We start from the raw sequence: 22,395 nt of genomic DNA, 5'->3' as shown, positions 1-22,395 counted from the left end.
CGACGTCCGAGCAATGACCGCCCGATCCGACCGCGTGGGCCGGTACTTCGCCCGCTCCAATGACGTCAACAACAGCGATTTTCACGCCTTGCTGCACATCATGGTCGCCGAGACCGCGGGCACGCCGCTGACGCCTGCGCAGCTGCGGCAGCGCATGGATCTCTCTCCTCCGGCGATCACCTACCTCGTCGACCGGATGATCGAGTCTGGCCACATTCGGCGTGAACCAGACCCCGGGGACAGGCGCAAGTGGCTGCTGCGCTACGAGCCTCGGGGCATGGCAATGGCCCACGATTTCTTCAGACCCCTCGGATCCCGGATCAGCGCGGCGCTGACCGATCTCGACGACAGCGATCTGGTCGCCGCTCACCGGGTCTTCATGGCGATGATCGATGCAATGGCAAATTTCGAGGATCATCTTGTCGCGGTCGATTCTCACGCGTCAACCGACGTTGGGCGAGGCACCGCCGCCGTGCGACGGACGCGAGGAAAGGCCCGTTCCACCGCACGTACCGATTGAGAGCAATCGCTGCTCGATCAGATCCGCCCCGCGCTCAACACCGCCGGTCGCCGCGAATCCTTTCGCCACACGCCGCGCGCCCACCGCCATCGTCGCCGCGCGCAACACCCCACTGCGAAGTCGTCGCGGTGTGAGGCGTTTCGGAGGTAACCGCGTGCCGCAGCCGGCCATCTGCACTCTGCGCGCGACTTCGGCTTGATCTCGAGCGAACGGCACGACGCAGACCGGCACGCCACGGTCGAGCGCCTTCACGGTCGTTCCCATCCCCCCGTGTGTGACCACACAGACCGCGCGCTCGAGCACCAGATCATGCGGCACAAACCGGCACACCGTCGAGTTGGGTGTGCGGGGCAGCCCGGGGGGTATGCCGGCCGGGAACGTGGCGACGACGTGCACCGGCTGATCGGCCAGCGCTTGCAGCGCAATGTGTCCGAGCCTCTCGTCGCCCTGCGCGATCGACGACGTGCCGACCAGCACGATCGGGCGGTCGATCGCTGACAGCCATGGCGGGACGGGTCTGCGGTTCTGCTCAGGGACGCAGGCACCGATGAAATGAACTGTATCCGGCCAATCAGGGTGCGGATACTCGAAGGGTTCGCCGCCCACCGCGAGTAGTAGTGGCGCCCTGCGCATCAGTCCATCCACCGAGTCGATCGGGGGTGCGTGCAGAGCCGCGCGGATGGCGTTGATTCGTGGACGTATCGGGCGATCGAAGAGGCGCCCGACAATCGGGCGCATGACCATATCGCGGATGCCGCCAACAATTCCGGGTAGCGGCCGTAAGCCTGGTCCGAACGGCGGCGTATGCCGGGAATGCAGATACGGCGTGAACGGTGAGAACACCGACCAGGGAACGTCTCCCACGTCCGCCGCCGAGATCGCACCCCAGCAGTTGGCATCCACGATGGCAGCGTCGGGACGTACCTGTTCGACCGCTCCGAGATAATCCCCCACCTCGATCGCGGCTCGGCGGCAGAGCACGTCCGTCGATCTCTTGAGGACGCCCAAGGCGTTGCGCGCCAACCAATCTTGCCCCTCGATCTGCTCAATTCGCGCGTCGACCGCGTCGGCGTGCAAGCCCGCTGCCCGCATGGCGGCGACTTGGCCGGCCATGGTGCGCACATGGACCCGGTGACCCCGCCGAGCCAGCTCGACCAGCAGTGCGGCCAGCGGGTAGACATGTCCCAGGGCCGGCGAGCCGTAGGCAAGAATTACTGCCATCGATTCGCCTAGCCGACAGGTACCGCGCCGAGGCCGCGTAGCGCGAGCAGATCGGTTGCGCCGCAGCCGTGCAGACACACACGCAGCTCATCGATAAACCTCTGGAGCCACTCCACCACTGCGGCAGCCGACTCGATGGCGGCGGACAAGAGCGGGCGGGCGACGGCTACCACGTCGGCACCCAATGCCAGCGCTTTGGCCGCGTCGGAACCGGTTCGGATTCCCCCAGAGGCCACGAGGGGAATGCGCGGTAGGGCTGCACGTACCTCCAAAAGCGCTTGGGCGGTGGGTATGCCCCAATCGGCCAGATCCGGATAACGCAATTCGCCGTAGTGCACGAATTGCTCGACACGCGACCACGATGTGCCGCCCGCGCCCGCGACATCGATCGCCGCCACCGGTGACTCACCGGTCAGTCGCAGCAACTCCGCGACAGCGCTCCTGCCGATACCGTGGCCCACTTCCTTGAGAAGCACCGGGTAGTCCAGCATGGGTACCACCTCATGCAATCGCTCGAGCGAGCCGGCGCAGTCGGTGTCGCCATTGGCCTGCATCGCCTCCTGTAGTGGATTCGTATGTACCGCAAGGGCGTTGGCTCCGACTCTGTCGAGTGCGGCGGCGATGTCAGGTACGGCCTCGCTGGTCAGCTGCGCGAGGCCGATGTTGCCGACCAGCAGCACATCCGGTGCCACATCGCGCACGGTGAAGCTCGCCGCAGCGGCCTCGCCCAGCGCGTTGTTGAACATCACTCGCTGCGACCCGAGCATCATCCCGATCCCCAGCTGCTGGGCGGCGATCGCCAGATTGCGGTTTATGAGTCCCGAAAGTTCCGCGCCGCCGGTCATGGCGCCCACCAGCACCGGCGCACGCAATCGCACACCGAGGAATTCAGTGCCCAGGCCGACGTCGTCCAGACGTGTCTGGGTGAGCGCGTTGTAGGGCAGCCGGTAGCGTTCCAGACCCGTTGTCACTCCGTGATAGCCGACGTCGCCATCGAGGCACACCTCGATATGCCGACGTTTGCGACGTTCGAGCAACACCATGTCACCCATCACCTCGCCTCACTGTGTGCCGATCGATGTTGGCGTCAGCCGAAACCCTGGAGCCCAAGGACGCTGACACCGGTCCGCGAAGGCCTAAACAGCCCCGGGATCGGTTTCAGCGTACCCTCAGACGACCAGTTCATTCATGTATTGAATAGTTAAGCAAATGAATATATCTTCGGTAAGGGACTGGCCGCCAGTCGGATTGGCCATGCTCCGGCCCGAGGGATTATTAAATCTGTGAACTTTTCACATTCTTAAGCATCTCCCAATCTCGCGCCGGCCGGAATCACCAGCCGAGAGGACGGTAGATGCTCGCCGGAATGGCAAGGTTGGCCATCACGGCGCCGAGGCGGATCGTCGCGGGCGCCCTACTCCTGCTGATCGGCGCCGCAATCTACGCAATTCCGGCAGCCTCAAGCCTGTCCAACGGAGGATTCCTCGATCCCGATTCCGAATCCGCACGCGCCTCGCTGATGCTCGCCAACACCTTTCGCCAGGGCGACATGGAGCTGGTTGTGGTGGTCGATTCGCACAGCGGCGCAGTCGTCGACACCGCGCGTGCCGTCGGTGCAGATATCACCCGAGAACTGGCCGCTTCACCGTTCGTGTCGCAGGTCATCTCCCCATGGAACGGCCAACCGGCACCGGGAACACTCACACGCGACGGCAAGTCGGCAATGATCATCGCCGCGATCCAAGGCGATGAGGACACCGCCCCGAAACGGGCACAAACACTGGCTGATCGGCTGCCGACAAGTGCTGGTGGGGTGGAGGTTCACGCCGGCGGGTCCGCAATCGTGTACTCGGCCATCAGCCGACAGACCGAAAAAGACTTGATCCGAATGGAATCCATCGCGATACCGCTGAGCTTCATCGCGCTGGTCTGGGTCTTCGGCGGACTCCTCGCCGCCGCACTGCCAGTGGCTGTCGGCGGATTTGCAATCCTGGGCTCACTTGCGGCACTGCGCGCGATCGCGTCGTTCACCGATGTGTCGATCTTCGCACTCAATGTCGCGGCAGCCTTGGGGTTGGCCTTGGCCATCGACTACACCCTGCTGATCATCAGCAGATACCGAGACGAATTGTCCGACGGCGGCTCCCGCGAGCAAGCCCTGGTGCGCGCTATGACCACAGCTGGCCGGACCGTTCTGTTCTCGGCGATGACTGTGGCGCTGGCGATGGTGGGGCTGGCGATCTTTCCGATGTATTTCCTTAAGTCCTTCGCGTACGCCGGCGTGGCCGTGGTGACGTTCGCCGCCCTCGCGGCGGTGGTCGTAACCCCGGCCGTGATCGTGCTGGCCGGCGATCGACTCGACGCGCTGAACATCAGGCGGCTCCTGCGGCGACTCCGCGGCCGTGCCGAACCGCCAACTCCGGCCACGGGTCACACGGGTTGGTATCGAATGGCGAAATTCGTTATGCGCCATGCGATTCCCATCGGCTTCATTGCCACTGTGGCACTGCTGGTACTCGGCACACCGTTCCTCCGTGTCAGCTGGGGGTATCCGGACGATCGAGTGTTACCGCCCACATCGTCGGCGCGCGCAGTCAACGACCGAATCCGAACCGATTTCGCATTGAACTCCAACAACGCGGTGAAGATCGTGTTGCCCGAAGCCACCGCGCTGACCGATAAGGAACTGGACAACTACGCCGCCGATTTGTCACGGGTACCCGACGTGACCGCCGTGTCGGCGCCGAGCGGCACGTTTGTCGCCGGTCAGCGCACGGGGCCACCCTCGGCTCCGGCAGGCAGGAACGGCACCAGCGCCTTCCTGACCGTCGAGAGCACGGCACCCCTGTACACGCAGGCGTCGGAAAATCAGTTGGACCGATTGCATGCGGTGGCACTGCCGAGCCACGCCTCCGCGCAATTCACCGGGACGGCGCAGACGAACCGCGATTCCGTGCAGGGAATTACGTCGCGCCTTCCGGTCGTACTCGGATTCATCGCCGTCGTCATGTTGACGTTGCTCTTCCTGCTCACCGGAAGCGTCGTGCTTCCGATCAAAGCGGTGTTGCTCAATATGCTTTCGCTGACCGCCGCATTCGGCGCGCTCGTGTGGATATTTCAGGAAGGTCATCTCTGGGCGGCCGGCACGACGCCGACAGGCACGCTCGTCGTCAACATACCGGTGCTCATGTTCTGCGTCGCATTCGGATTGTCGATGGACTACGAAGTCTTCCTGCTCTCGCGTATCCGCGAGTACTGGCTCGCCTCTCCCCGAACAAGTTCGGACAACGACGAGAGCATCGCGCTCGGCATCGAGCGCACCGGGCGCGTCGTCACGGCCGCCGCGTTACTCATGACGATCTCTTTTTCCGCACTGATGTTCGCAGGCGTGTCGTTCATGCGCATGTTCGCCGTCGGACTGACGATCGCCGTCCTGGCCGACGCGACGGTGGTACGCATGCTTCTGCTGCCCGCATTGATGCACGTACTCGGCCGGCTGAACTGGTGGGCGCCCGCGCCGTTGGCGCGCTGGCACAACCGCACCATCTCCTCCGGCCGTGGCGCCCATCGCGCCCAGAGATGTCAGCTCAGCGGCCGACAGTCAGGCCGACCTTCTGGAATTCCTTGAGGTCGCAGTATCCGGCCTTGGCCATCGAGCGGCGTAGGCCGCCGACCAGGTTGAGTGAGCCGAACGGGTCATCAGAAGGCCCGTTGAGCACCCGGTCCAGCGACGGCCGCTCCCCCGCGGCGATCTGCAGCAGCGCCCCGCGCGGCAGCGACGGGTGCGCGGCGGCCACCGGCCAGAACCAGCCGTCACCGAGCGCCTCAGCGGACTCGGCCAGCGGAGTGCCCAGCACCACCGCGTCGGCACCGCACGCGATGGCCTTGGCGAGGTCACCGGAGCTGTGGATGTCACCGTCGGCGAGCACGTGCACGTAGCGGCCGCCGGTCTCGTCGAGGTATTCGCGCCGCGCCGCGGCCGCGTCGGCGATCGCCGTGGCCATCGGCACGCTAATGCCCAGCACCTCGTCGCTGGTGGTCACCCCGAGTGTGGAGCCGTAACCGACGATCACGCCGGCCGCGCCGGTGCGCATCAGGTGCAGCGCGGTGCGGTGATCCAGCACCCCGCCGGCCACCACCGGCACATCGAGCTCGGAGATGAACGTCTTCAGGTTCAGCGGCTCCCCGTGGGAGTCCACCCGCTCGGCCGAGATGATCGTGCCCTGGATGACCAGCAGGTCGATACCCGCCGCGACCAGTGCCGGTGTCAGCGCCTGAGCGTTCTGCGGGCTCACCCGCACCGCTGTGGTGACGCCTGCGTCGCGGATGCGGGCGACCGCCGCGCCCAGCAGCTCGGGGTCCAGCGGCGCGGCGTGCAGCTGTTGCAGCAGTCGGATCGCGGCCGTCGGTTCGGGCTCCTTGTCGGCGGCCTCGATGACCTCGGTGATCTTGGCCTGCACATCGGCGTGCCGGCCGATCAGGCCCTCACCGTTGAGCACGCCCAGTCCGCCGAGGCGGCCCAGTTCGATGGCGAACTCCGGTGACACCAGCGCGTCGGTCGGATGCGCGACGACGGGGATCTCGAAGCGATAGGCGTCCAGCTGCCACGCCGTCGAGACGTCCTGGGACGAGCGGGTCCGCCGGGACGGGACGATGTTGATATCGCTGAGTTCGTATGTACGGCGGGCGGTTCTGCCCATGCCGATTTCAACCATGTCGCGCACGGCGGTGCTGTCTCCTGTTCGCGCAAGCGCTCATCGGGTCCCTAGCGGGCGTAGTAGTTGGGGGCTTCGACAGTCATGGTGATGTCGTGCGGGTGGCTCTCCTTGAGCCCCGACGCGGTGATCCGCACGAACTGCGCGTGTTGCAGTGTCTCGATGGTGGCCGCGCCGGTGTATCCCATCGCGGCGCGCAGACCGCCGGTGAGCTGGTGGATGACCGTCGACAGCGGCCCGCGGAACGGTACCCGGCCCTCGATGCCCTCGGGCACCAGCTTGTCCTCCGACAGCACGTCGTCCTGGAAGTACCGGTCTTTGGAGTAGCTACGCCCCGTAGATCCAGCCGCGCCACGGCCCTGCATGGCGCCCAGCGAGCCCATGCCCCGGTAGCTCTTGAACTGCTTGCCGTTGACGAATATCAGGTCGCCAGGTGCCTCGGCGGTGCCGGCCAGCAGCGAGCCGAGCATCGCGGTCGACGCGCCGGCCGCCAATGCCTTGGCGATGTCGCCGGAGTACTGCAGCCCGCCGTCGGCGATCACCGGCACACCGGCCGGCGCGCACACCGCGGTGGCTTCCAGAATCGCCGTGATTTGTGGTGCGCCCACCCCGGCCACCACACGGGTGGTGCAGATCGATCCGGGTCCCACGCCGACCTTGACCGCGTCCGCGCCGGCCTCGACCAGGGCGGCGGCCGCGCTGCGGGTGGCGACGTTGCCGCCGACGACCTCGACCCGGTGCCCCACCTCGGCCTTGAGCTTGCCGACCGTGTCGAGCACCCGGCGGTTGTGGGCGTGCGCGGTATCGACGATCAGCACGTCCACGCCGGCGTCGACCAGGGCCATGGCGCGGTCCCACGCGTCGTCGCCGACGCCCACGGCCGCGCCGACCAGCAGTCGGCCGTCGCTGTCCTTGGTGGCCAGCGGGTGCTGCTCAGTTTTGACGAAGTCCTTCACGGTGATCAGACCAGTCAGCCGACCGTGCCCGTCGACAATAGGCAGCTTCTCGATCTTGTTGCGTCGCAACAGACCCAGCGCGGCGTCGGCCGTCACGCCCTCTTGGGCGGTGATCAGCGGCGACTTGGTCATCACCTCGGCAACCGGCTTGTTCATGTCGACTTCGAACCGCATGTCGCGGTTGGTGATGATGCCGACCAGCGAGCCCTGCGCGTCGACCACCGGCAGCCCCGAGATACGGAACCGGGCGCACATCGCGTCGACCTCGGCCAGCGTGTTCTCCGGCGAACACGTCACCGGGTCGGTGACCATGCCGGCCTCGGATCGCTTGACCATCTCCACTTGGCCGGCCTGCTCAGCGATCGACAGGTTGCGGTGCAGCACGCCCATTCCACCCTGGCGTGCCATCGCGATGGCCATCCTGGCCTCGGTGACGGTGTCCATCGCGGAGCTGACCAGTGGCACTTTGAGCCTGATCTTCTTGGTCAGCTGGCTGGACGTGTCAGCGGTCGCGGGCACCACGTCGGAGGCCGCGGGCAGCAGCAGTACGTCGTCGAATGTCAGCCCCAACATCGCGATCTTGTTGGGGTCGTCGCCGCCGGTGGGAACCGAATCCCCCAGCAGGCCATTCAGGTGCGCGGTCAGGCCGTCGATGCGGCCGGCGCGGCCTTCGGCAATGGTCATCGGTGGGCCCCCATCAGCTGGCGGAATGTGGACACCATCCTATCGGCTCGCCGATGCGTTCCCTGGCGCGATACCCGGGGCGCTGCGTAGTGTGGACTCGTGCGAGACCACCTCCCACCAGGCCTGCCACCCGATCCGTTCGCCGACGACCCCGCCGATCCGTCGGCCGCGTTGGATGCACTCGAGCCAGGACAACCCCTGGATCCGCAGGAGCGTGCCGCAGTCGAGGCCGACCTGGCCGACTTGGCGGTGTACGAGGCACTGTTGGCCCACCGGGGCATCCGCGGACTCGTGGTGTGCTGTGACGAGTGCCAACAGGACCATTACCACGACTGGGATATGTTGCGCGCCAACCTTCTTCAACTTTTGGTCGACGGCACGGTGCGTCCACACGAACCCGCCTACGACCCCGAGCCCGACGCTTACGTCACGTGGGACTACTGCCGTGGCTATGCCGATGCCTCGCTGAACGAAGCAACCTCGGACTACGACGGTTTTCGCTGAGCGCGTAGTCGCTTAGTTCCCGCCGCTGTGCCCGCCGCCGAATATCGGTAGTCCCGGCATCGGCACCAGCGTGGTGGTCATCACACTCGGCACCCGGGTCCTGGGCGTCTGAACCGCTGTCTGGAGCGCCGTCGACGGTATCGACGCGACGGTGGTCGGCTCGATCACCGACGGCGCCGAGGATGTCGCCTGTTGTTGCGGCGCAGTCGACGTGGTCGCGGCCGCGGACGGAGATTCAGCGGCCGCCGCCGACGGGCTGGACGTCGCCGCCGCAGCCGGCGACTGGACCGCCGCGGACTGGCTCGTGGTGCCACCTCCGCCCACTGTGGTCGTGGTGGTGGTCGTCGGCAACACCGTCGTCGTGGTCGTCGTCGGAACCACCGTCGTGGTCGTCGTGGGCAACACCGTCGTCGTGGTGGTCGTCGGCACGGCGGACGTCGTGGTCGGAAGCGCCGTGGTGGTCTGCTCGACGGTGGTCGTCGGGTCGACGGTCGTGGCGCTCGTCGACCCGGTCTGCTCCACCTGCGTCGTCGGAGCCTGCGGCGGCGGTGAAAGGAACGTGCCGGTTCCGTCGGGGCCCGTCGAGAACGTGATCGACGGCTCGCAACCGGCGGATCGGCAAGCGATGCTGGGCGGTACCTCGGGTGCGTTGGTCGGGGTGACCACCGCCGGCACGAGTTCGGTGGCCGACGCCGGCACCGTATAGGTGATACCGGGCGGCACCGTGGCGTCGGGGTCCTTCTGAACGACCTTGGCCGACAGCTGGTTCCACTGGTCGAGCAGCTGCTGCTTCTGCGACTCGTCCCCCACGCTTGCCACCTGGGTGCTGACCGCGACCAGCTTGTCCTGCGCCCCCTGCCAGTCGCCCTGGGAAATGAGCTGCTGAACCTGGGCGAGTTCGGTCTTGGCAGCCAGGGTGACCTGGTCGTCGCGGACCTGTTTGGGCGCCCCGAACAGCATCGTGCGCAGTCCGTAGAGGGCGTCGCCAGGTCCGGCACCGGCGACCACCGCGCCGAAGCCGCCGAGGAGAAGGACACCCGCGGCCGCCGCGCCGACGATGCTCAGGCCGCGCCGACTGCGCCCGCTGCTGTGTTTCTCGGCGACGCCGGTGCGCAGGGCAGTGATGGCTTCACGCTCGGTGATCAGTCCGGTTGCCGGGGGCCAGCGCATCTCGTCGCGCCATTCGCCGAGCAATTCGGCGAGCACGGCGTCGGCCTGGTCCTGCGGGGCTGCCTGATGGCCGTTGGCCAAGGCGTCGATGAAGCGATCGCTGGCGATGATGGCGTCGAGCGACGGTTCGTCGTTGCGAGAGTTGCGTCCGAGGTCAGGCATAGCCGTGACCTGCCGCGGTGATCTCGGTCTTGAGTTTGGCCAGCGCGCGATGCTGGGCGACGCGCACCGCCCCGGGAGTACTGCCGACGGCATCGGCGGTCTCTTCGGCGGACAGCCCGACGACGATCCGCAAGATCAGGATTTCGCGCTGTTTTTCGGGCAGGACCTGCAACAACTTGTTCATTCGGGCTGCAGAATCAGACTGCAGCGCCATCTGCTCGGGGCCCGCCTCCAGCGAGTACCGCTCCGGCACCACATCAGTGGGGTCGGAACGGTTACGGCCGGCGGCGCGGTGTGCGTCGGCGACCTTATGGGCAGCGATGCCGTACACGAAGGCCAGGAAGGGGCGACCCTGATCCTGATATCGCGGCAGCGCCTGGATGGCGGCCAAGCAAACCTCCTGTGCGACGTCGTCGGCAGAGAGGCCAACCCGCTCCGTGGACCCGAGGCGAGCCCGGATATAACGGACCACAATGGGGCGGATGGTCTCCACAACTTCCCGGAGGGCATCGCGACTGCCGGCCACAGCTTCAGCAACGGCCGCGTCGAGACGATCTCCTGGAATTGTCATCGACGGCGATATCTCCAACGTTACGAACGGGGTGCTACCCGGCAGCCACTGAGCTAGACAATATCGGCCCACCATGCCGATCGGGCGTTAGCGGTGGCTCCACCGCCCGCCGCGCCGCGTGATAACCGCAGCACAATCGTCTCGGATCGCCGAGACCTGCTGTGACGTAAGTGTTGCACTATTGATATCGGCCAGCAGACACGCCAGCGCCCATCGCAGTGGCAGCAGACCGTAGGCCTCGGTGTCGGTCAGCGCGGCATCGGCGACTCCCCGGGACAGGTCTATCGATCCCGCGCAACACAGCGCGGCGGCGAGCACCACTTCACTTTTGACTCGGTGGCGCCGCAGCGCGGGCAGCGCCTCCTCGGCAAAATCCACCCCGCGGCGCGCATGGGCGACCGCGTCGTCGCCGCGGCCGGAAGCCATCGCGAGTTCGGCACTGACCCACGCCAGCCGGATGGCCAATCGCGGCGGCATCCCCTCGGCGCCGTCCATCATCTCCTCGGCGCGTTCGAGCAATCGGGCCGACGCCGCGAGCCGGCCCACCCCAAGCGCGTCGGCCGCCAACCCGACGACGGCGTCGACGCCGGCTTCGAGCGCCAGTGGGCCGTCGCCGGCGGACCGCGCGAGAGCAAGGGCGCGGCCATCCCACCCGGCGGCCAGCCGATGACCGCCGAGCTGGCGAAGCAACGACGCCTCGGTGCTCAGCGACAGAGACGCCAGGGCAGCGGCAGGTTGCCGGCGACGCAAGACGGCGAGGTCGGCGCGGGCGCAGCTGTAGTGGCCAAGGCCTGCAGCGGCGACGGCCCTGCACCATAATTGCGCGGGCGTGTTCGCGGCGGGCAGCGGCCAGCAGCCCGGAGTATCGCCGAACGCGGCCTCGGCAAGTGCGGTGGAGTTCATCTGATCCGGCACGTTATCAACCGCGGGTGGCGCGGATGTCAGTTAACAGTTTGTGGTCGCAGTGTTACGGCAGTGTCAACTACCTATTGAGCGCTAGGAAATCGGAAGTGGAGCTGCCTGCGCAAATCACGAAAGCATCACGGTCCAGGCTCTTCCGATAGCACCTCAGCCGGTGACGATGGGTCGCAATGATGAACGTGATGTAAATTCTCGAGCTGCGCTTATGTGATTGCGCACATTGTGTGGGTATTGACTCCCTTTACACGCCGCCCCTAATTTTGTGAGCACGAGTAGTCATCGGCGACAGTGCTCGGATCGGTTCCACAGCTCACGCACGCGAAAGATGTGCGGAGAGAGGGGTTTTCCAATGCCACAGCCGCAGCAGCTACCCGGCCCGAACGCCGACATCTGGGATTGGCAGATGCAAGGCCTTTGCCGAGGTGTCGATTCTTCGATGTTCTTCCATCCCGATGGAGAGCGTGGCCGCGCCCGCGCCCAGCGTGAGATGCGCGCCAAGGAAATGTGCCGGAGTTGCCCAGTGATCGCTCAATGCCGCTCGCATGCTTTGGCGGTTGGCGAGCCCTACGGCATCTGGGGCGGACTGAGCGAATCGGAGCGCGAGTTGTTGCTCAAGCGCGGAATTCGCCGCACCGCCTGATTTTCAGCAAACAAGCGAGAAGGCCCATCCCATCGCCGGGGTGGGCCTCCTTGTCTCGTCAGACTCCGATTGCCTCACTTGGCCCCGGCCGCCAGCCATTGTTCGAACGTCGTCGGCGCGATTCGGGCGCCGTCGCTGGGAAGCAGGACGTTGCCGGCCAACTCCTGCCCCAGCGGGCCCGACCACGTCGGAATCAGCGTTACCGAGCGGTGCAGAACCACATGGGTGCGCCGGGCCATATCGACCAGGTCCTGGGTCTCTGGGCCGGCCACGTCGACGTAACGACCCCGCGGCGCGCCAAGGGCGACCTCGGCCAGCACGTGGGCGATATCGTCAGGCGCGATCGGTTGCACAAGCAGCGGGGCGATGAGCGCGACGCCGTCCTGTTCGGTCCAGCTGGCCGCCATCGCCGCGAAGTCGTGGAACTGGGTGGCCGGCACGATGGTCCACGGCACCGGCCCCGCCTCCACCAGGCGTTCCTGCTCCCGCTTGCCCACATAGTGGGCGGTACCGCCGTGGATGCGATGGATTCCGACGATCGAGAGCAGCACGTGGTGGTTGACGCCGGCGCGTTGTTCACTGTCGAGGAGGTTTGTCGTCGTTGTTGCGAAATACTCACGGGTCTCGTCGGGGCCTACAGGTGGTGAGCTGATCGCGTCGATCACCGCGTCGACGCCGTGCAGCGCCGCGTCCAATCCCTCGCCGGTGAGGAGGTCGACGCCTAACGAGCGGCTGATCGGTACTACGTCATGGCCCTCATCCCCAAGTGCGGCAGCAGTACGGGCACCGATGTTGCCGGTCGCGCCGGCTATCGCGATTCGCATGGGGACCTCCAAGGGGCGTCGTGACTGTCTGACTGAGCCAACACCGACGCGCGGGTGTTCTCATCCGGAATGACCGGGATCTTCAGAGTCGATGCTCCCGGTCCCCAATGCACGACCGCTCGGCCAATCCGGCTCGGCACATACCGGTCAGGCAGGCGCCCGAACAACGGGTCGAACGGTTCGAGGTAGCGCCCCGCGATGAGAAGCCGCAGTTCGTCGCCTGCGCGAAACAGCGTCGACGAGGCGCTGAGCTCGATATCGCAGGCTGAGTAATGATCCGCAACTGGAAACTCAAGCGCCATCCCCGACGGGTGCGCCGCGGCAGCGCGTCCTTGCCGTAGGGGTGCGCCGACAGAATCACCGGAAACTGGCCGTCACCCGGCGGCCGATAGACGTTGACGCGCGACGTGACACCGTCGCGCATGCGAACCGCGACGTCGTGGTCCCTCAACAAATCGGCCGGTGCGGCGACGACGGTCGGGTATTCACCGCCGTCGGTGGCGATGTGCACGTGGTCGTAGTGGTTCGCGGTCTCGTTGTCGTAGTCGGCGGTCCAACTCGGTGCGCCGATACCCGGGTAGAAACCTGCCGCCAGATCACGAGCAGCACTCGTACGGCGGTCGGCGACACGATGTGGCAAACTTCCCGCGCCCGCTTACTGACGCATATCGGATGCCCCGCCGATGTATCAGGTTTGTCCGTTGATCCATTCGGCCTCATCAGAACTGAATTGCTTCCGCGCATACCTAACATTTGTTCCCATCGGCAAGATAAGCTCGTGCCCGTGAAGGCCCGATTTCGTCACGGCCTGAGCTCCGCGCGAGTTACGACGAAGGGTTGCAGTAAGACCATGACCGCCATCGTCGAAGGCGAATCGCAGCTTCCCGTCATTCCCCGGCCGCGCTCGGCGGTTTGCCCTCTGGCACCTCCCCCGGAATTCAGCGAGTGGCGGGAATCCGGCCTGCGGCAAGCACTCTGGCAAGGGCGGCCGACCTGGATCGTCAGTCGCTACGAAGACATCCGGTCATCACTGGTCGACCCGCGCCTCAGTGCCGACACGATCAACCCACGCTTGCGGGCGGCGGGCGCCACCGGCGAGCTGCCGGTGATCTTCGCGCGAATCGACGACCCCGAACATAATCGTCTGCGCCGCATGATGACTCGGGATTTCACCTTCCGGCGCGCAGAAGCGATGCGGCCCCAGATCAAAGAGTTGGTGGACCGCTTCCTCGACACGATGATCGAGAACGGGCCCCCTGCGGACCTCGTCAGGGACTTCGCTCTGCCGGTGCCGTCGTCGGTGATCTCGCTGCTCCTGGGCGTGCCGTACAGCGATGCCGAATTCTTCCAGCACCACAGCACTGTCGGGCTCGACTCCCGGTCGTCCGAAGACGAGAAGGCAGCGGCGATCGGGGCGATGTTCGGGTACATGGTCCAACTCGTCGAACGTAAAGAGCGCGAACCGGGCGACGATCTCATCACGCGGCTCCTTACCGATTACGTCGCGCCGGGCCAACTGAGCCGCGAGACAGCGGCGATGAACGCCATGATCCTGTTGCAGGCCGGGCACGAGACAACGGCCAGCATGATCGCGCTGGGAACCATTGCGCTCCTGGAGAACCCGGACACGTTCACACTGCTCGGCAAGACCGACGACACCGCCGTCAGCGGCGACATCGTCGAAGAACTGATGCGCTACCTGACCATCGTGCACAGTCAGGTGGACCGAGTCGCGACCCAGGACGTCTACGTGGGCGGTCAGCTGGTGCGCGAAGGCGACTTCCTGTTGATGAACCTCCCGGCCGGGAATTGGGACCCGGAGTTCGTCGAACAACCCGAGAGATTTGACGCGACCCGAAATCCACGCGGCCACTTGGGCTTCGGCTATGGCGTGCACCAATGCATCGGACAGAACCTGGCCCGGGTCGAAATGCAGGTGGCATTCTCGACGTTGGCGCGGCGGCTGCCGGGGCTCGCCCTGGCAGTTGACCCGGACCAACTGCGCTTTGCGGGAAACAAGGAGATCTACAACATCGAGGAACTACCCGTCACCTGGTGAGCACTGTTCGGCGAGCGCCCGACGACTGATCAGCGGCCGATCATCTGCATCTGCGCTTCGTTGTGGTGCTCACCCGAAGCCGGCGTGAGGTTGTCGAGCTTCGCGATCTGGTCGGCGGTGAGCACGACGCTGTCGGCGCCCACGTTCTCCTCCAGCCGGGAGACGCGTTTGGTCCCCGGGATGGGCGCGATGTCGTCGCCCTTGGTGAGCAGCCACGCGATGGCGACCTGCGCCGGTGTGGCACCCACCTCGCCGGCGATCGCGGCCACCTCATCCGCGATGGCCAGGTTGCGCCGGAAGTTCTCTCCGGTGAAGCGCGGATTGCTGGCCCGGAAGTCGCTCTTGTCGAACTGGTCGGTCGAACGGATCGCGCCGGTCAGGAAGCCCTTGCCCAGCGGCGAGTACGGCACGAACCCGATACCGAGTTCGCGCAGCAGCGGCAGCGTCTCGGGTTCGGGATCACGAGTCCACAGCGAGTACTCCGACTGCAGCGCGGTGATGGGATGGACAGCGTTGGCGCGCCTGATCGTTGCGGTGCCGGCTTCGGAGAGCCCGATGTGCCGAATCTTGCCCTCAGACACCAGATCGGCCAGAGCGCCGATGGTGTCTTCGATCGGTGTTTCCGGATCGACCCGATGCTGGTAATAGAGGTCGATGCGGTCGGTACCGAGTCGTGTCAAGGAGCCTTCGACGGCGGTGCGGATGTTGGCCGGGCTGCTGTCCAGGTGGCCCTGGCCTCCCCCGGCGTGAGAGATCATGCCGAACTTGGTTGCCAGCACGACGTCGTCGCGCCGGTCTTTGAGCGCACGTCCGACGAGCTCTTCGTTGATGTACGGACCATAGATTTCGGCGGTGTCGATGAACGTCACACCGAGGTCGAGAGCCCGGTGAATCGTGCGGATCGATTCCGCGTCGTCACTTCCGGCGCCGGTGAACGCGAACGACATACCCATGGCGCCCAAGCCGATGCGAGATACGTCAAGGTCGCGAAGGTGAACATGCTTCATGCGAGGTACTCCTAAATCTAAGGTTGGATAAGGACTTTCAGTGCTTTGCGGTCGGCCATGGCGCGATAGCCGTCTGGTGTCTGGTCAAGGCCGATCACGCGGTCGAAAACCCGGCCCGGTTCGATGGTGCCCTCGAGGATGTCAGGCATGAGTTCCTCGATGTAGGCCCGGGCGGGCGCAGCTCCGCCGGTGATGGTGACGTTACGCATCATTACGTCGAATCCCAGTGGAGCCTCACGGTATTGAGCGACACCGAGTCGGCTGACAACGCCCCCGGCGCGGACCGCACCGATGGCGGTGACCAATGACTGCTCGGTGCCCACGCATTCGATGACCGCATGCGTGCCGTCGCCGGCGGTGAGTTCTCTGATCCGCTCTACGGCTTCGTCGCCGCGTTCGGCCACCACGTCCGTGGCGCCGAAGTCGCGGCCCAGATCGGTTCGGTCGGTGTGGCGGCCGTTGAGGATGATCTGTTCGGCGACGAGCCGCTTGGCGGCCAGGACCGCGCACAGCCCCACCGCTCCGTCACCGATGACGGTCACCGACACTCCTGGCCGCACGCGGGAAGTCATCGCACCGTGATGACCGGTACAGAACACGTCGGACAATGTCAGCAGCGACGGCATCAGTGCCGAGTCCTCCGCGACGGGAAGCTTCACCAGCGTGCCCTGCGCCTGCGGTACCCGTACAGCCTCGCCTTGGCCCGCGTCGACGCCGCGTGCACCCCACCCGCCGCCGTGGCGACAGGAGGTCTGCAGGCCCTCCCGGCAGAAGTCGCACGTGTTGTCCGCCCAGACGAAGGGAGCCACGACCAGATCGCCGCGCTGCAGGCCGGCGACATCGGCGCCGACATCCTCGACGATGCCAATGAACTCGTGGCCCATGCGGCGGCCACCGTCTTTGTGCGGCATGGACTGGTAAGGCCACAGGTCGCTGCCGCAGATGCAGGCACGGGTGACCCGCACGATGGCGTCGGTCGGATTCTTCAGGACGGGGTCGGGCACGTTCTCGACCCGCACGTCACCGGCTTCGTACATCACGGTTGCTCGCATGCTTCGACAGTAGGACGCCGACCTGTCACCCGGACAGTGATGGCTGTTCGGGGTATCAGCAGTACCCCCCGGGCGGGTACGCGCACATCTACCGTGAAGAGATGGGCACGATCGACATGCGCCACGAAGTCCGCGAGTTCCTGAGTTCGCGCCGCGCCCGCATCAGCCCTGAACAGGCCGGGCTGCCAGCTTATGGCGGCAACCGCCGGGTCAAAGGCCTGCGGCGCGAGGAGGTGGCACTACTCGCGGGTGTCTCGGTCGATTATTACGTCCGCATGGAACGGGGCAACCTGTCCGGCGCCTCGGAGAGTGTTCTCGATTCGCTGGCCTCGGCGCTGCAGCTGGATGAGGCCGAACGCGAGCACCTGTTCGCACTTGCCCGGGAGTCCGGCCCGCCCGGCAGCCGACCGAAGCCCAAAGCCGTGGGGGCCGTGCGCCCCGTGCTACAGCAGGTTCTCGACGCCATCACCGACGCGCCGGCCTGGATCCGCAACGGACGCCACGACATCCTTGCGATGAATCAGCTGGCTCGAGCGCTGTACGCCCCGGTGCTGGCAGATCCTCGCCGACCTGCCAACACCACACGCTTTGTCTATCTCGACCCCGGGGCCAGGGACTTCTTTGTCGATTACGACCAGATCGTCCGCGACGCCGCAGCGATGCTCCGTATGGAAGCCGGCCGCAACCCGCATGACGAGGAGCTCATCGCCCTGGTCGGCGAACTGTCAACGCGCAGTGAGCTGTTCCGCCAACGTTGGGCGTCGCACGATGTCCGTTTCCATCGGTCGGGCCGCAAGCGGCTGCGCCACCCGGTGGTCGGACAGCTGGATCTGGATTTCGAAGCGATGGAAGTGCCCTCCGAGCCCGGCCTGCAACTCAACATCTACACCGCGGCAGCCGGCACACCGACCGCCGACGGGCTCAAACTGCTGGCCTCCTGGGCGGTCAGCCAAGACGGTCTCCCCTCGGAGCGGGCAGCGCCAAGACGTTGACGCTCGATATGCCATCACCCTATCGAGCCAAAGATATTGATGCGGAATGTTTTCCGCTGATCCCGCGCGGTCCCGGACGGGTAGTCACTCGCCACGTAGCGCGGTCGACCCGACTGTGCGCCCGCCTCACTGACTGTCGCGAGTCCCCTGCGGAGGCTGGGAATCTTCCCCTCCAAAATCCGGTTCCACGCCCGGTGGCCCGGGAAGGTTGAGGCCGAAACGGACGCCGAGCATGCGGATTACGAAGCATGCTGCGACGGCGCCCAGCGCGGCCGGCACACCGTAGACGTGAAAGTGGATGGCAGCGACGGTGATCGCGGCGGCTACCAAAGCGGGTATCGCGTACAGCTCGCTGCGCAGCACCGTGGGGATCTGGCGGATGAGGACGTCGCGAAGTGTCCCCCCTCCGACCGCGGTGACTACCCCGAGCAGGATTGAGGGCGCGATCCCGAGGCTGTGACGCATCGCGGTACTCGCGCCGAGGACCGCAAACACGCTCAGGCCGATCGCATCGAACACCGTGATCGGGATCTCCAGGCGGGCGAGTCCCCTGCTGAGGGCAAACGCAATCAGCGCGCCGGCGAACGCAAGCGCGAAGTACCGCCAATCACGAAAGGTGGCCGGCGGGATGAAACCGATCAGAACATCACGGATGATGCCCCCACCCAGTGCCGTCGTCATACCCAACGTCACGACGCCGACCACGTCGAGACGCGCTGCACGCACCGCGGTCAACGCCCCGTTGAGCCCGAAAACGAAGGTGCCGATCAAGTCCAGCACGAGCAATAGCGGTGGTTCCCCGATCACATCCCATGCCTACCACGGCCGAGGTCTCACAATCGCGCCGCGATCATCGCCGAAGACGTGCCATCAATGTGCTCGACGATGATCGGAACGACGTTCGGAAACCGAACTCCACCGTTACCGTGGGGTGCACGACGACAATAACGGCATCTCCCCCGGCCACCCTCGTCGGACGAGCAAGCGAGGCCACATGACTACGACGTCGAACCCCCTCAGCGCCGTTTTGAGTGGGCTGCCCGGGATCCGGTCCTGGCAAGAGGCGCTCTACCGCGATATCCACCAGCACCCGGAACTGTCCCATCAAGAACATCGCACCGCCGGGATTGCCGCTGACCGGCTCCGCGAATGGGGATACGAGGTCCGCGACGGAATCGGGGGCACCGGCGTGGTCGGGGTCATCCGGAACGGCAGTGGCCCGTCGGTGCTGATCCGCGCCGATATGGATGCACTACCCGTCCGGGAGGCGACGGGACTCCCCTACGCCAGTACCGAGTCGGCTACCGACTCGGCTGGCAACGAAGTGCCGGTCATGCATGCGTGCGGCCACGATGTTCATGTCACCTGCTTACTCGGCGCGGCAGCATTACTGGCCGGCGCAACCGAGCATTGGAGCGGCACGGCCATTGCGTTGTTCCAACCGGCCGAGGAGGTCGGTGGCGGAGCGCGGGGGATGGTCGATGACGGCCTTGCCCAGGCAATCCCGCCCGTCGACGTCGCCCTCGCCCAGCATGTGCTTCCGATGCCCGCCGGATATGTGGCCACCCATCGCGGACCGGTACTTTCGGCCGCCGACAGCATGCGAATCACCGTCTACGGGCGCGGCGGCCACGGCTCGATGCCGCAGGTCGCCGTCGACCCCATCGTGCTCGCAGCGATGATCGTGGTGCGGTTGCAGACAATCGTCTCGCGGGAGGTGGCACCCAGCGATATGGCCGTACTGACCATCGGGAGCATTCAAGCAGGCACCAAAAGCAACATCATCGGCGACCACGCCGTGCTGGAGTTGAACATTCGTACCTATGACGAATCTGTCAGGACCGCGATGCTTGATGCGATCCGACGCGTCGTCATCGCCGAGTGCCAAGCGTCGAACTCACCGCGAGAGCCCGAATTCGAGCTCTACGATCGTTTTCCGCTCACGGTCAACGATGACGAGGTCACCGATCGGGTCACTGATGCGTTCGCCGCACACTTCGGCGAACGCAGCCAAACAATGCCCGCAGCGGCAGCCAGTGAGGACTTCAGTGATATCCCCAACGCGCTGGGTATCGCCTATACCTATTGGGGCGTAGGCGGAATCGACGAACAGCAGTATCTAGAGGCAGTGAACGCCGGGCGGGTGGCAGAAGACATCCCGGTCAACCACTCGCCGAGGTTTGCCCCGGTGATCCAACCCACCCTCGACACCGGAACCCAAGCGCTGGTGGTCGCAGCACTCGCCTGGTTAGGAGACTCCGGTGTCTCATGAGGTCACACCCGCAGTTCACCCCGCGACGATGCGCGCTTGCCGCAGTTCGTCTTCCTGATCTGAGCGGCCCAGCTGCCCCAGCACCTGCGTCGTGTGTTCACCCAATGCTGGTGCAGGCCCAGCCAATTGAGCGGGTGTGGCATCGAACAACGCCGGGTGCCTCGGGATGCGGGTGCGGCCGACGACCGCGTCCTCGGCCTCCACGAACAACCCCATCTCGATGGCGTGCGGGTCGTTGGGCAGTTCGCTGGGCGGCACGATCATGGCGAACGGCACGTCCTCAGCCTCGAAACGCGCCGTCGCTTGTTCTACAGTGAGTTTCTCCGCGCCCGCATAACAGGCCTTCATCACCTGGCCCATCAACGGCCGATGCTGATTGCGCAGGTCAGCGGTCGCCAGCAGCGGATCGTCCGCCCCTGGCGCGTCAAGCGCGCGACACATGCCGGTGAAGTCGGAGTCCGAGATCGGTGTCACCACGCCCCAGCCATCGATGAACCGGAAGGGCTTGAAGCCCTGGGTGAAACTCGACGGCTGCGAGCCGTCTGAATCGAGCAGCACCTCGTTGCCGGTCGCATCCGCCCACAGGAACGAGACCACCGCGTCGACCATCGAGACGTGCACGTGCTGGCCGCCGCGTCCGTTCGCGCGCGCCAACAGTGCAGCGGTGACAGCCTGGCTGGCATAGAGCGCGGTGACTTTATCGGCGACCACCTGCTGCAGGAAGATCGGCTCGCCGCCGGATCCGGCCTGGCTCGACGCGAGCCCACCGTAGGCCTGGATCACGGTGTCATAGGCGCTGCGATCACGGTAGGGCCCGACCTCGCCGAATCCGGTCAGCGACAGATAGACGACGTCGGGGTTGATCGCCACGACGTTCTCGTATCCGACGCCGAGCCGTTCGGCTACGCCGGGGCGGAAGTTCTGGATGACGACGTCGGCCTGCGCGGCCAGTTCGAGTGCGATCTCCCGACCGGCGTCGGTCCGGATGTCCACGGCAATGGATTGCTTGCCGCGGTTGCAGACCCGGAAGACCGCGCTTAACCCGTTGACGCTCGGGCCAATCCACCGCATGATGTCGCCAATGTCGGGCCGTTCGACCTTTACGACGTCGGCGCCCTGATCGGCGAACAGGGCGCCGATGTAGGGGCCGGTGAGCGCGATCGACAACTCCAGTACGCGAATACCGCTCAGTGGTCCAGCGTGTTCCATCCCAATCCTCCCGGTCATCGTCCGGTATATCGTGGCGCACGCTTCTCGCTGAAGGCCGCCAGCCCCTCCTTTGCGTCGGCCGAGCGCATCACCTCCACGACGAACCGCTGCTCGATCTGACGGGCGGCGTCCTCGTCGAGCCAACCGCTGGCGACGATAGATGCCTTCGCATTGCGCACGGCGAGTGGCCCGTTGGCGCTGACCTTCGCCGCGATCTCGCGCGCCTTCTCCAGCGAGCCGCCGCTCGGAACAACGTGCCCGACCAGTCCGAAGTGATAGGCCTCCGCGGCAGTCAGCGGTTCGCCGGTCAGGATCATCTCCATGGCCTTGGTGTAGGGAATCTGACGTTTCAGGCGAACCGTCGACCCGGCACCGGCGATCAGGCCCCACCTCGCCTCCGGCAGGCCGAACACCGCATGCTCCTCGGCAATCCGAATATCGGTCTGTTGCAACATTTCACAGCCGCCGCCCAGGCAGGCTCCGTTGACGGCAGCAATCAGCGGCGTGGCTAGCGAACGCGTCAGCAGCAGCCCGTCGGTGATGACGCTGCCAGCAGATTTCCGTTCCGGTTGCGGCGTTGCGCCGGACGATCCCCGCACCATCCAGCCGTCGGCCAGGTCGCCGCCGACGCAGTACGACGAACCCTCCCCGGTGAGGATCGCGGCGCGGATGTCCGGGTTCGCGTCGATCTCATCCCACGCCTGTGCCATCAGCGCGATCATCGAGGGCGTCAGTGCATTTCGCCGCCGCGGATTGTTCATCGTGAGCACGACGACGTTTCCGTCACGTTCGAATTTCAGGTGCGGCTCAGCCGAAGTCATAGCGACTTTCTATATCAGGGCGGATTCAATCGGTTGTCGCAACACCGGCTTGTTGGAGCAAGAGTAACTGGTCGTTGAAGGCCTCAGCCGGGGTC

The 22,395-nt window shown here is 65.7% G+C and carries 20 protein-coding genes and 1 pseudogene; 7 read left to right on the top strand and 14 right to left on the bottom strand.

Annotation, left to right across the window (positions count from 1 at the left end; translation table 11 throughout):
- The first annotated feature begins 13 nt into the window (after positions 1-13).
- Positions 14-520, top strand: a complete 507-nt coding sequence (locus tag CG716_RS10130; RefSeq protein ID WP_094479407.1) for a MarR family winged helix-turn-helix transcriptional regulator — start codon at positions 14-16, stop codon at positions 518-520.
- On the opposite strand, the gene CG716_RS10125 is transcribed toward CG716_RS10130, so the two are convergent.
- Entirely contained in the window at positions 443-1,741 is a 1,299-nt protein-coding gene (locus CG716_RS10125; RefSeq protein WP_094479045.1) for a glycosyltransferase, read from the bottom strand. The two genes, CG716_RS10130 and CG716_RS10125, sit on opposite strands and share 78 nt — an antisense overlap.
- A gap of 8 nt (positions 1,742-1,749) precedes the next feature.
- On the bottom strand, positions 1,750-2,793 hold the full coding sequence (gene fni, locus CG716_RS10120) for a type 2 isopentenyl-diphosphate Delta-isomerase (RefSeq protein WP_094479043.1): 1,044 nt from the start codon (positions 2,791-2,793) through the stop codon (positions 1,750-1,752).
- A gap of 302 nt (positions 2,794-3,095) precedes the next feature.
- Here fni and CG716_RS10115 point away from each other — a divergent pair, with 302 nt between their 5' ends.
- Positions 3,096-5,369 carry an MMPL family transporter gene (locus tag CG716_RS10115; protein ID WP_094479041.1) on the top strand — a complete coding sequence of 758 codons (2,274 nt, stop codon included), beginning with the start codon at positions 3,096-3,098 and terminating at the stop codon, positions 5,367-5,369.
- Here CG716_RS10115 and CG716_RS10110 read toward each other — a convergent pair.
- A complete protein-coding gene (locus tag CG716_RS10110) occupies positions 5,329-6,456 on the bottom strand; it encodes a GuaB3 family IMP dehydrogenase-related protein (RefSeq protein WP_094479406.1) in 1,128 nt (375 codons plus the stop codon). The genes CG716_RS10115 and CG716_RS10110 overlap by 41 nt on opposite strands.
- A 50-nt stretch (positions 6,457-6,506) precedes the next feature.
- Entirely contained in the window at positions 6,507-8,096 is a 1,590-nt protein-coding gene (gene guaB / locus CG716_RS10105; protein WP_272938272.1) for an IMP dehydrogenase, read from the bottom strand.
- A 99-nt stretch (positions 8,097-8,195) separates the two neighbouring features.
- Here guaB and CG716_RS10100 point away from each other — a divergent pair, with 99 nt between their 5' ends.
- Positions 8,196-8,600 (top strand): DUF5319 domain-containing protein, encoded by a 405-nt coding sequence (locus CG716_RS10100; protein ID WP_036340680.1) that lies wholly within the window; start codon positions 8,196-8,198, stop codon positions 8,598-8,600.
- A gap of 12 nt (positions 8,601-8,612) precedes the next feature.
- On the opposite strand, the gene CG716_RS10095 is transcribed toward CG716_RS10100, so the two are convergent.
- From CG716_RS10095 to CG716_RS10085, 3 genes are all read right to left on the bottom strand, one after another.
- On the bottom strand, positions 8,613-9,932 hold the full coding sequence (locus CG716_RS10095; protein ID WP_165774094.1) for an anti-sigma-D factor RsdA: 1,320 nt from the start codon (positions 9,930-9,932) through the stop codon (positions 8,613-8,615).
- On the bottom strand, positions 9,925-10,503 hold the full coding sequence (locus CG716_RS10090; protein WP_207760630.1) for a sigma-70 family RNA polymerase sigma factor: 579 nt from the start codon (positions 10,501-10,503) through the stop codon (positions 9,925-9,927). Before CG716_RS10090 ends, CG716_RS10095 begins: the two co-directional genes overlap by 8 nt.
- Before the next feature lie 87 nt (positions 10,504-10,590).
- Positions 10,591-11,406 carry a hypothetical protein gene (locus CG716_RS10085; protein WP_094479035.1) on the bottom strand — a complete coding sequence of 272 codons (816 nt, stop codon included), beginning with the start codon at positions 11,404-11,406 and terminating at the stop codon, positions 10,591-10,593.
- A 367-nt stretch (positions 11,407-11,773) separates the two neighbouring features.
- Here CG716_RS10085 and CG716_RS10080 point away from each other — a divergent pair, with 367 nt between their 5' ends.
- Positions 11,774-12,064 (top strand): WhiB family transcriptional regulator, encoded by a 291-nt coding sequence (locus tag CG716_RS10080; RefSeq protein ID WP_005140150.1) that lies wholly within the window; start codon positions 11,774-11,776, stop codon positions 12,062-12,064.
- Between the two features lie 74 nt (positions 12,065-12,138).
- Here the strand turns inward: CG716_RS10080 and CG716_RS10075 are convergent, their stop codons facing one another.
- Positions 12,139-12,888: an SDR family oxidoreductase gene (locus CG716_RS10075; protein WP_094479403.1), complete on the bottom strand. Its 750-nt coding sequence runs from the start codon at positions 12,886-12,888 to the stop codon at positions 12,139-12,141.
- 475 nt (positions 12,889-13,363) lie between these two features.
- Positions 13,364-13,497, bottom strand: a pseudogene (locus CG716_RS10065) (glycoside hydrolase); the annotation flags it as partial.
- 241 nt (positions 13,498-13,738) lie between these two features.
- On the opposite strand from CG716_RS10065, the gene CG716_RS10060 reads away from it, so the two are divergent.
- The gene (locus tag CG716_RS10060; protein ID WP_094479033.1) at positions 13,739-14,947 is read left to right on the top strand and encodes a cytochrome P450; all 1,209 of its coding nucleotides are present in this window, start codon (positions 13,739-13,741) and stop codon (positions 14,945-14,947) included.
- Positions 14,948-14,976: 29 nt separating this feature from the next.
- Here CG716_RS10060 and CG716_RS10055 read toward each other — a convergent pair whose 3' ends face one another.
- Positions 14,977-15,954 carry an aldo/keto reductase gene (locus tag CG716_RS10055; RefSeq protein WP_094479031.1) on the bottom strand — a complete coding sequence of 326 codons (978 nt, stop codon included), beginning with the start codon at positions 15,952-15,954 and terminating at the stop codon, positions 14,977-14,979.
- Positions 15,955-15,971: 17 nt separating this feature from the next.
- On the bottom strand, positions 15,972-17,006 hold the full coding sequence (locus CG716_RS10050; protein ID WP_094479029.1) for a zinc-binding dehydrogenase: 1,035 nt from the start codon (positions 17,004-17,006) through the stop codon (positions 15,972-15,974).
- A 101-nt stretch (positions 17,007-17,107) separates the two neighbouring features.
- On the opposite strand from CG716_RS10050, the gene CG716_RS10045 reads away from it, so the two are divergent.
- Complete coding sequence (locus CG716_RS10045) at positions 17,108-17,998, top strand: helix-turn-helix transcriptional regulator (protein WP_094479027.1); 891 nt, start codon at positions 17,108-17,110, stop codon at positions 17,996-17,998.
- Positions 17,999-18,124: 126 nt separating this feature from the next.
- Here the strand turns inward: CG716_RS10045 and CG716_RS10040 are convergent, their stop codons facing one another.
- On the bottom strand, positions 18,125-18,805 hold the full coding sequence (locus CG716_RS10040; protein WP_094479025.1) for a trimeric intracellular cation channel family protein: 681 nt from the start codon (positions 18,803-18,805) through the stop codon (positions 18,125-18,127).
- A gap of 187 nt (positions 18,806-18,992) precedes the next feature.
- Between CG716_RS10040 and CG716_RS10035 the strand changes: the two genes are divergently transcribed.
- On the top strand, positions 18,993-20,270 hold the full coding sequence (locus tag CG716_RS10035; protein WP_094479023.1) for an amidohydrolase: 1,278 nt from the start codon (positions 18,993-18,995) through the stop codon (positions 20,268-20,270).
- Positions 20,271-20,285: 15 nt separating this feature from the next.
- On the opposite strand, the gene CG716_RS10030 is transcribed toward CG716_RS10035, so the two are convergent.
- Complete coding sequence (locus CG716_RS10030; RefSeq protein ID WP_094479021.1) at positions 20,286-21,479, bottom strand: CaiB/BaiF CoA transferase family protein; 1,194 nt, start codon at positions 21,477-21,479, stop codon at positions 20,286-20,288.
- A gap of 14 nt (positions 21,480-21,493) precedes the next feature.
- Complete coding sequence (locus tag CG716_RS10025; RefSeq protein ID WP_094479019.1) at positions 21,494-22,300, bottom strand: enoyl-CoA hydratase-related protein; 807 nt, start codon at positions 22,298-22,300, stop codon at positions 21,494-21,496.
- Positions 22,301-22,395: the final 95 nt, after the last annotated feature.

Source organism: Mycolicibacterium sphagni (genome assembly GCF_002250655.1).
In the GTDB taxonomy this organism is placed as follows: domain Bacteria; phylum Actinomycetota; class Actinomycetes; order Mycobacteriales; family Mycobacteriaceae; genus Mycobacterium; species Mycobacterium sphagni.
This window is presented reverse-complemented; position numbering and strand designations above follow the sequence as displayed.

Coding starts and splice junctions, on each gene's coding strand:
- CG716_RS10130 (WP_094479407.1), top strand. CDS start 14: ATGACCGCCCGATCCGACCGCGTGGGCCGGTACTTCGCCCGCTCCAAT.
- CG716_RS10125 (WP_094479045.1), bottom strand. CDS start 1,741: ATGGCAGTAATTCTTGCCTACGGCTCGCCGGCCCTGGGACATGTCTAC.
- fni (WP_094479043.1), bottom strand. CDS start 2,793: ATGGGTGACATGGTGTTGCTCGAACGTCGCAAACGTCGGCATATCGAG.
- CG716_RS10115 (WP_094479041.1), top strand. CDS start 3,096: ATGCTCGCCGGAATGGCAAGGTTGGCCATCACGGCGCCGAGGCGGATC.
- CG716_RS10110 (WP_094479406.1), bottom strand. CDS start 6,456: ATGGTTGAAATCGGCATGGGCAGAACCGCCCGCCGTACATACGAACTC.
- guaB (WP_272938272.1), bottom strand. CDS start 8,096: ATGACCATTGCCGAAGGCCGCGCCGGCCGCATCGACGGCCTGACCGCG.
- CG716_RS10095 (WP_165774094.1), bottom strand. CDS start 9,932: ATGCCTGACCTCGGACGCAACTCTCGCAACGACGAACCGTCGCTCGAC.
- CG716_RS10090 (WP_207760630.1), bottom strand. CDS start 10,503: ATGACAATTCCAGGAGATCGTCTCGACGCGGCCGTTGCTGAAGCTGTG.
- CG716_RS10085 (WP_094479035.1), bottom strand. CDS start 11,406: ATGAACTCCACCGCACTTGCCGAGGCCGCGTTCGGCGATACTCCGGGC.
- CG716_RS10080 (WP_005140150.1), top strand. CDS start 11,774: ATGCCACAGCCGCAGCAGCTACCCGGCCCGAACGCCGACATCTGGGAT.
- CG716_RS10075 (WP_094479403.1), bottom strand. CDS start 12,888: ATGCGAATCGCGATAGCCGGCGCGACCGGCAACATCGGTGCCCGTACT.
- CG716_RS10060 (WP_094479033.1), top strand. CDS start 13,739: ATGACCGCCATCGTCGAAGGCGAATCGCAGCTTCCCGTCATTCCCCGG.
- CG716_RS10055 (WP_094479031.1), bottom strand. CDS start 15,954: ATGAAGCATGTTCACCTTCGCGACCTTGACGTATCTCGCATCGGCTTG.
- CG716_RS10050 (WP_094479029.1), bottom strand. CDS start 17,006: ATGCGAGCAACCGTGATGTACGAAGCCGGTGACGTGCGGGTCGAGAAC.
- CG716_RS10045 (WP_094479027.1), top strand. CDS start 17,108: ATGGGCACGATCGACATGCGCCACGAAGTCCGCGAGTTCCTGAGTTCG.
- CG716_RS10035 (WP_094479023.1), top strand. CDS start 18,993: ATGACTACGACGTCGAACCCCCTCAGCGCCGTTTTGAGTGGGCTGCCC.
- CG716_RS10030 (WP_094479021.1), bottom strand. CDS start 21,479: ATGGAACACGCTGGACCACTGAGCGGTATTCGCGTACTGGAGTTGTCG.
- CG716_RS10025 (WP_094479019.1), bottom strand. CDS start 22,300: ATGACTTCGGCTGAGCCGCACCTGAAATTCGAACGTGACGGAAACGTC.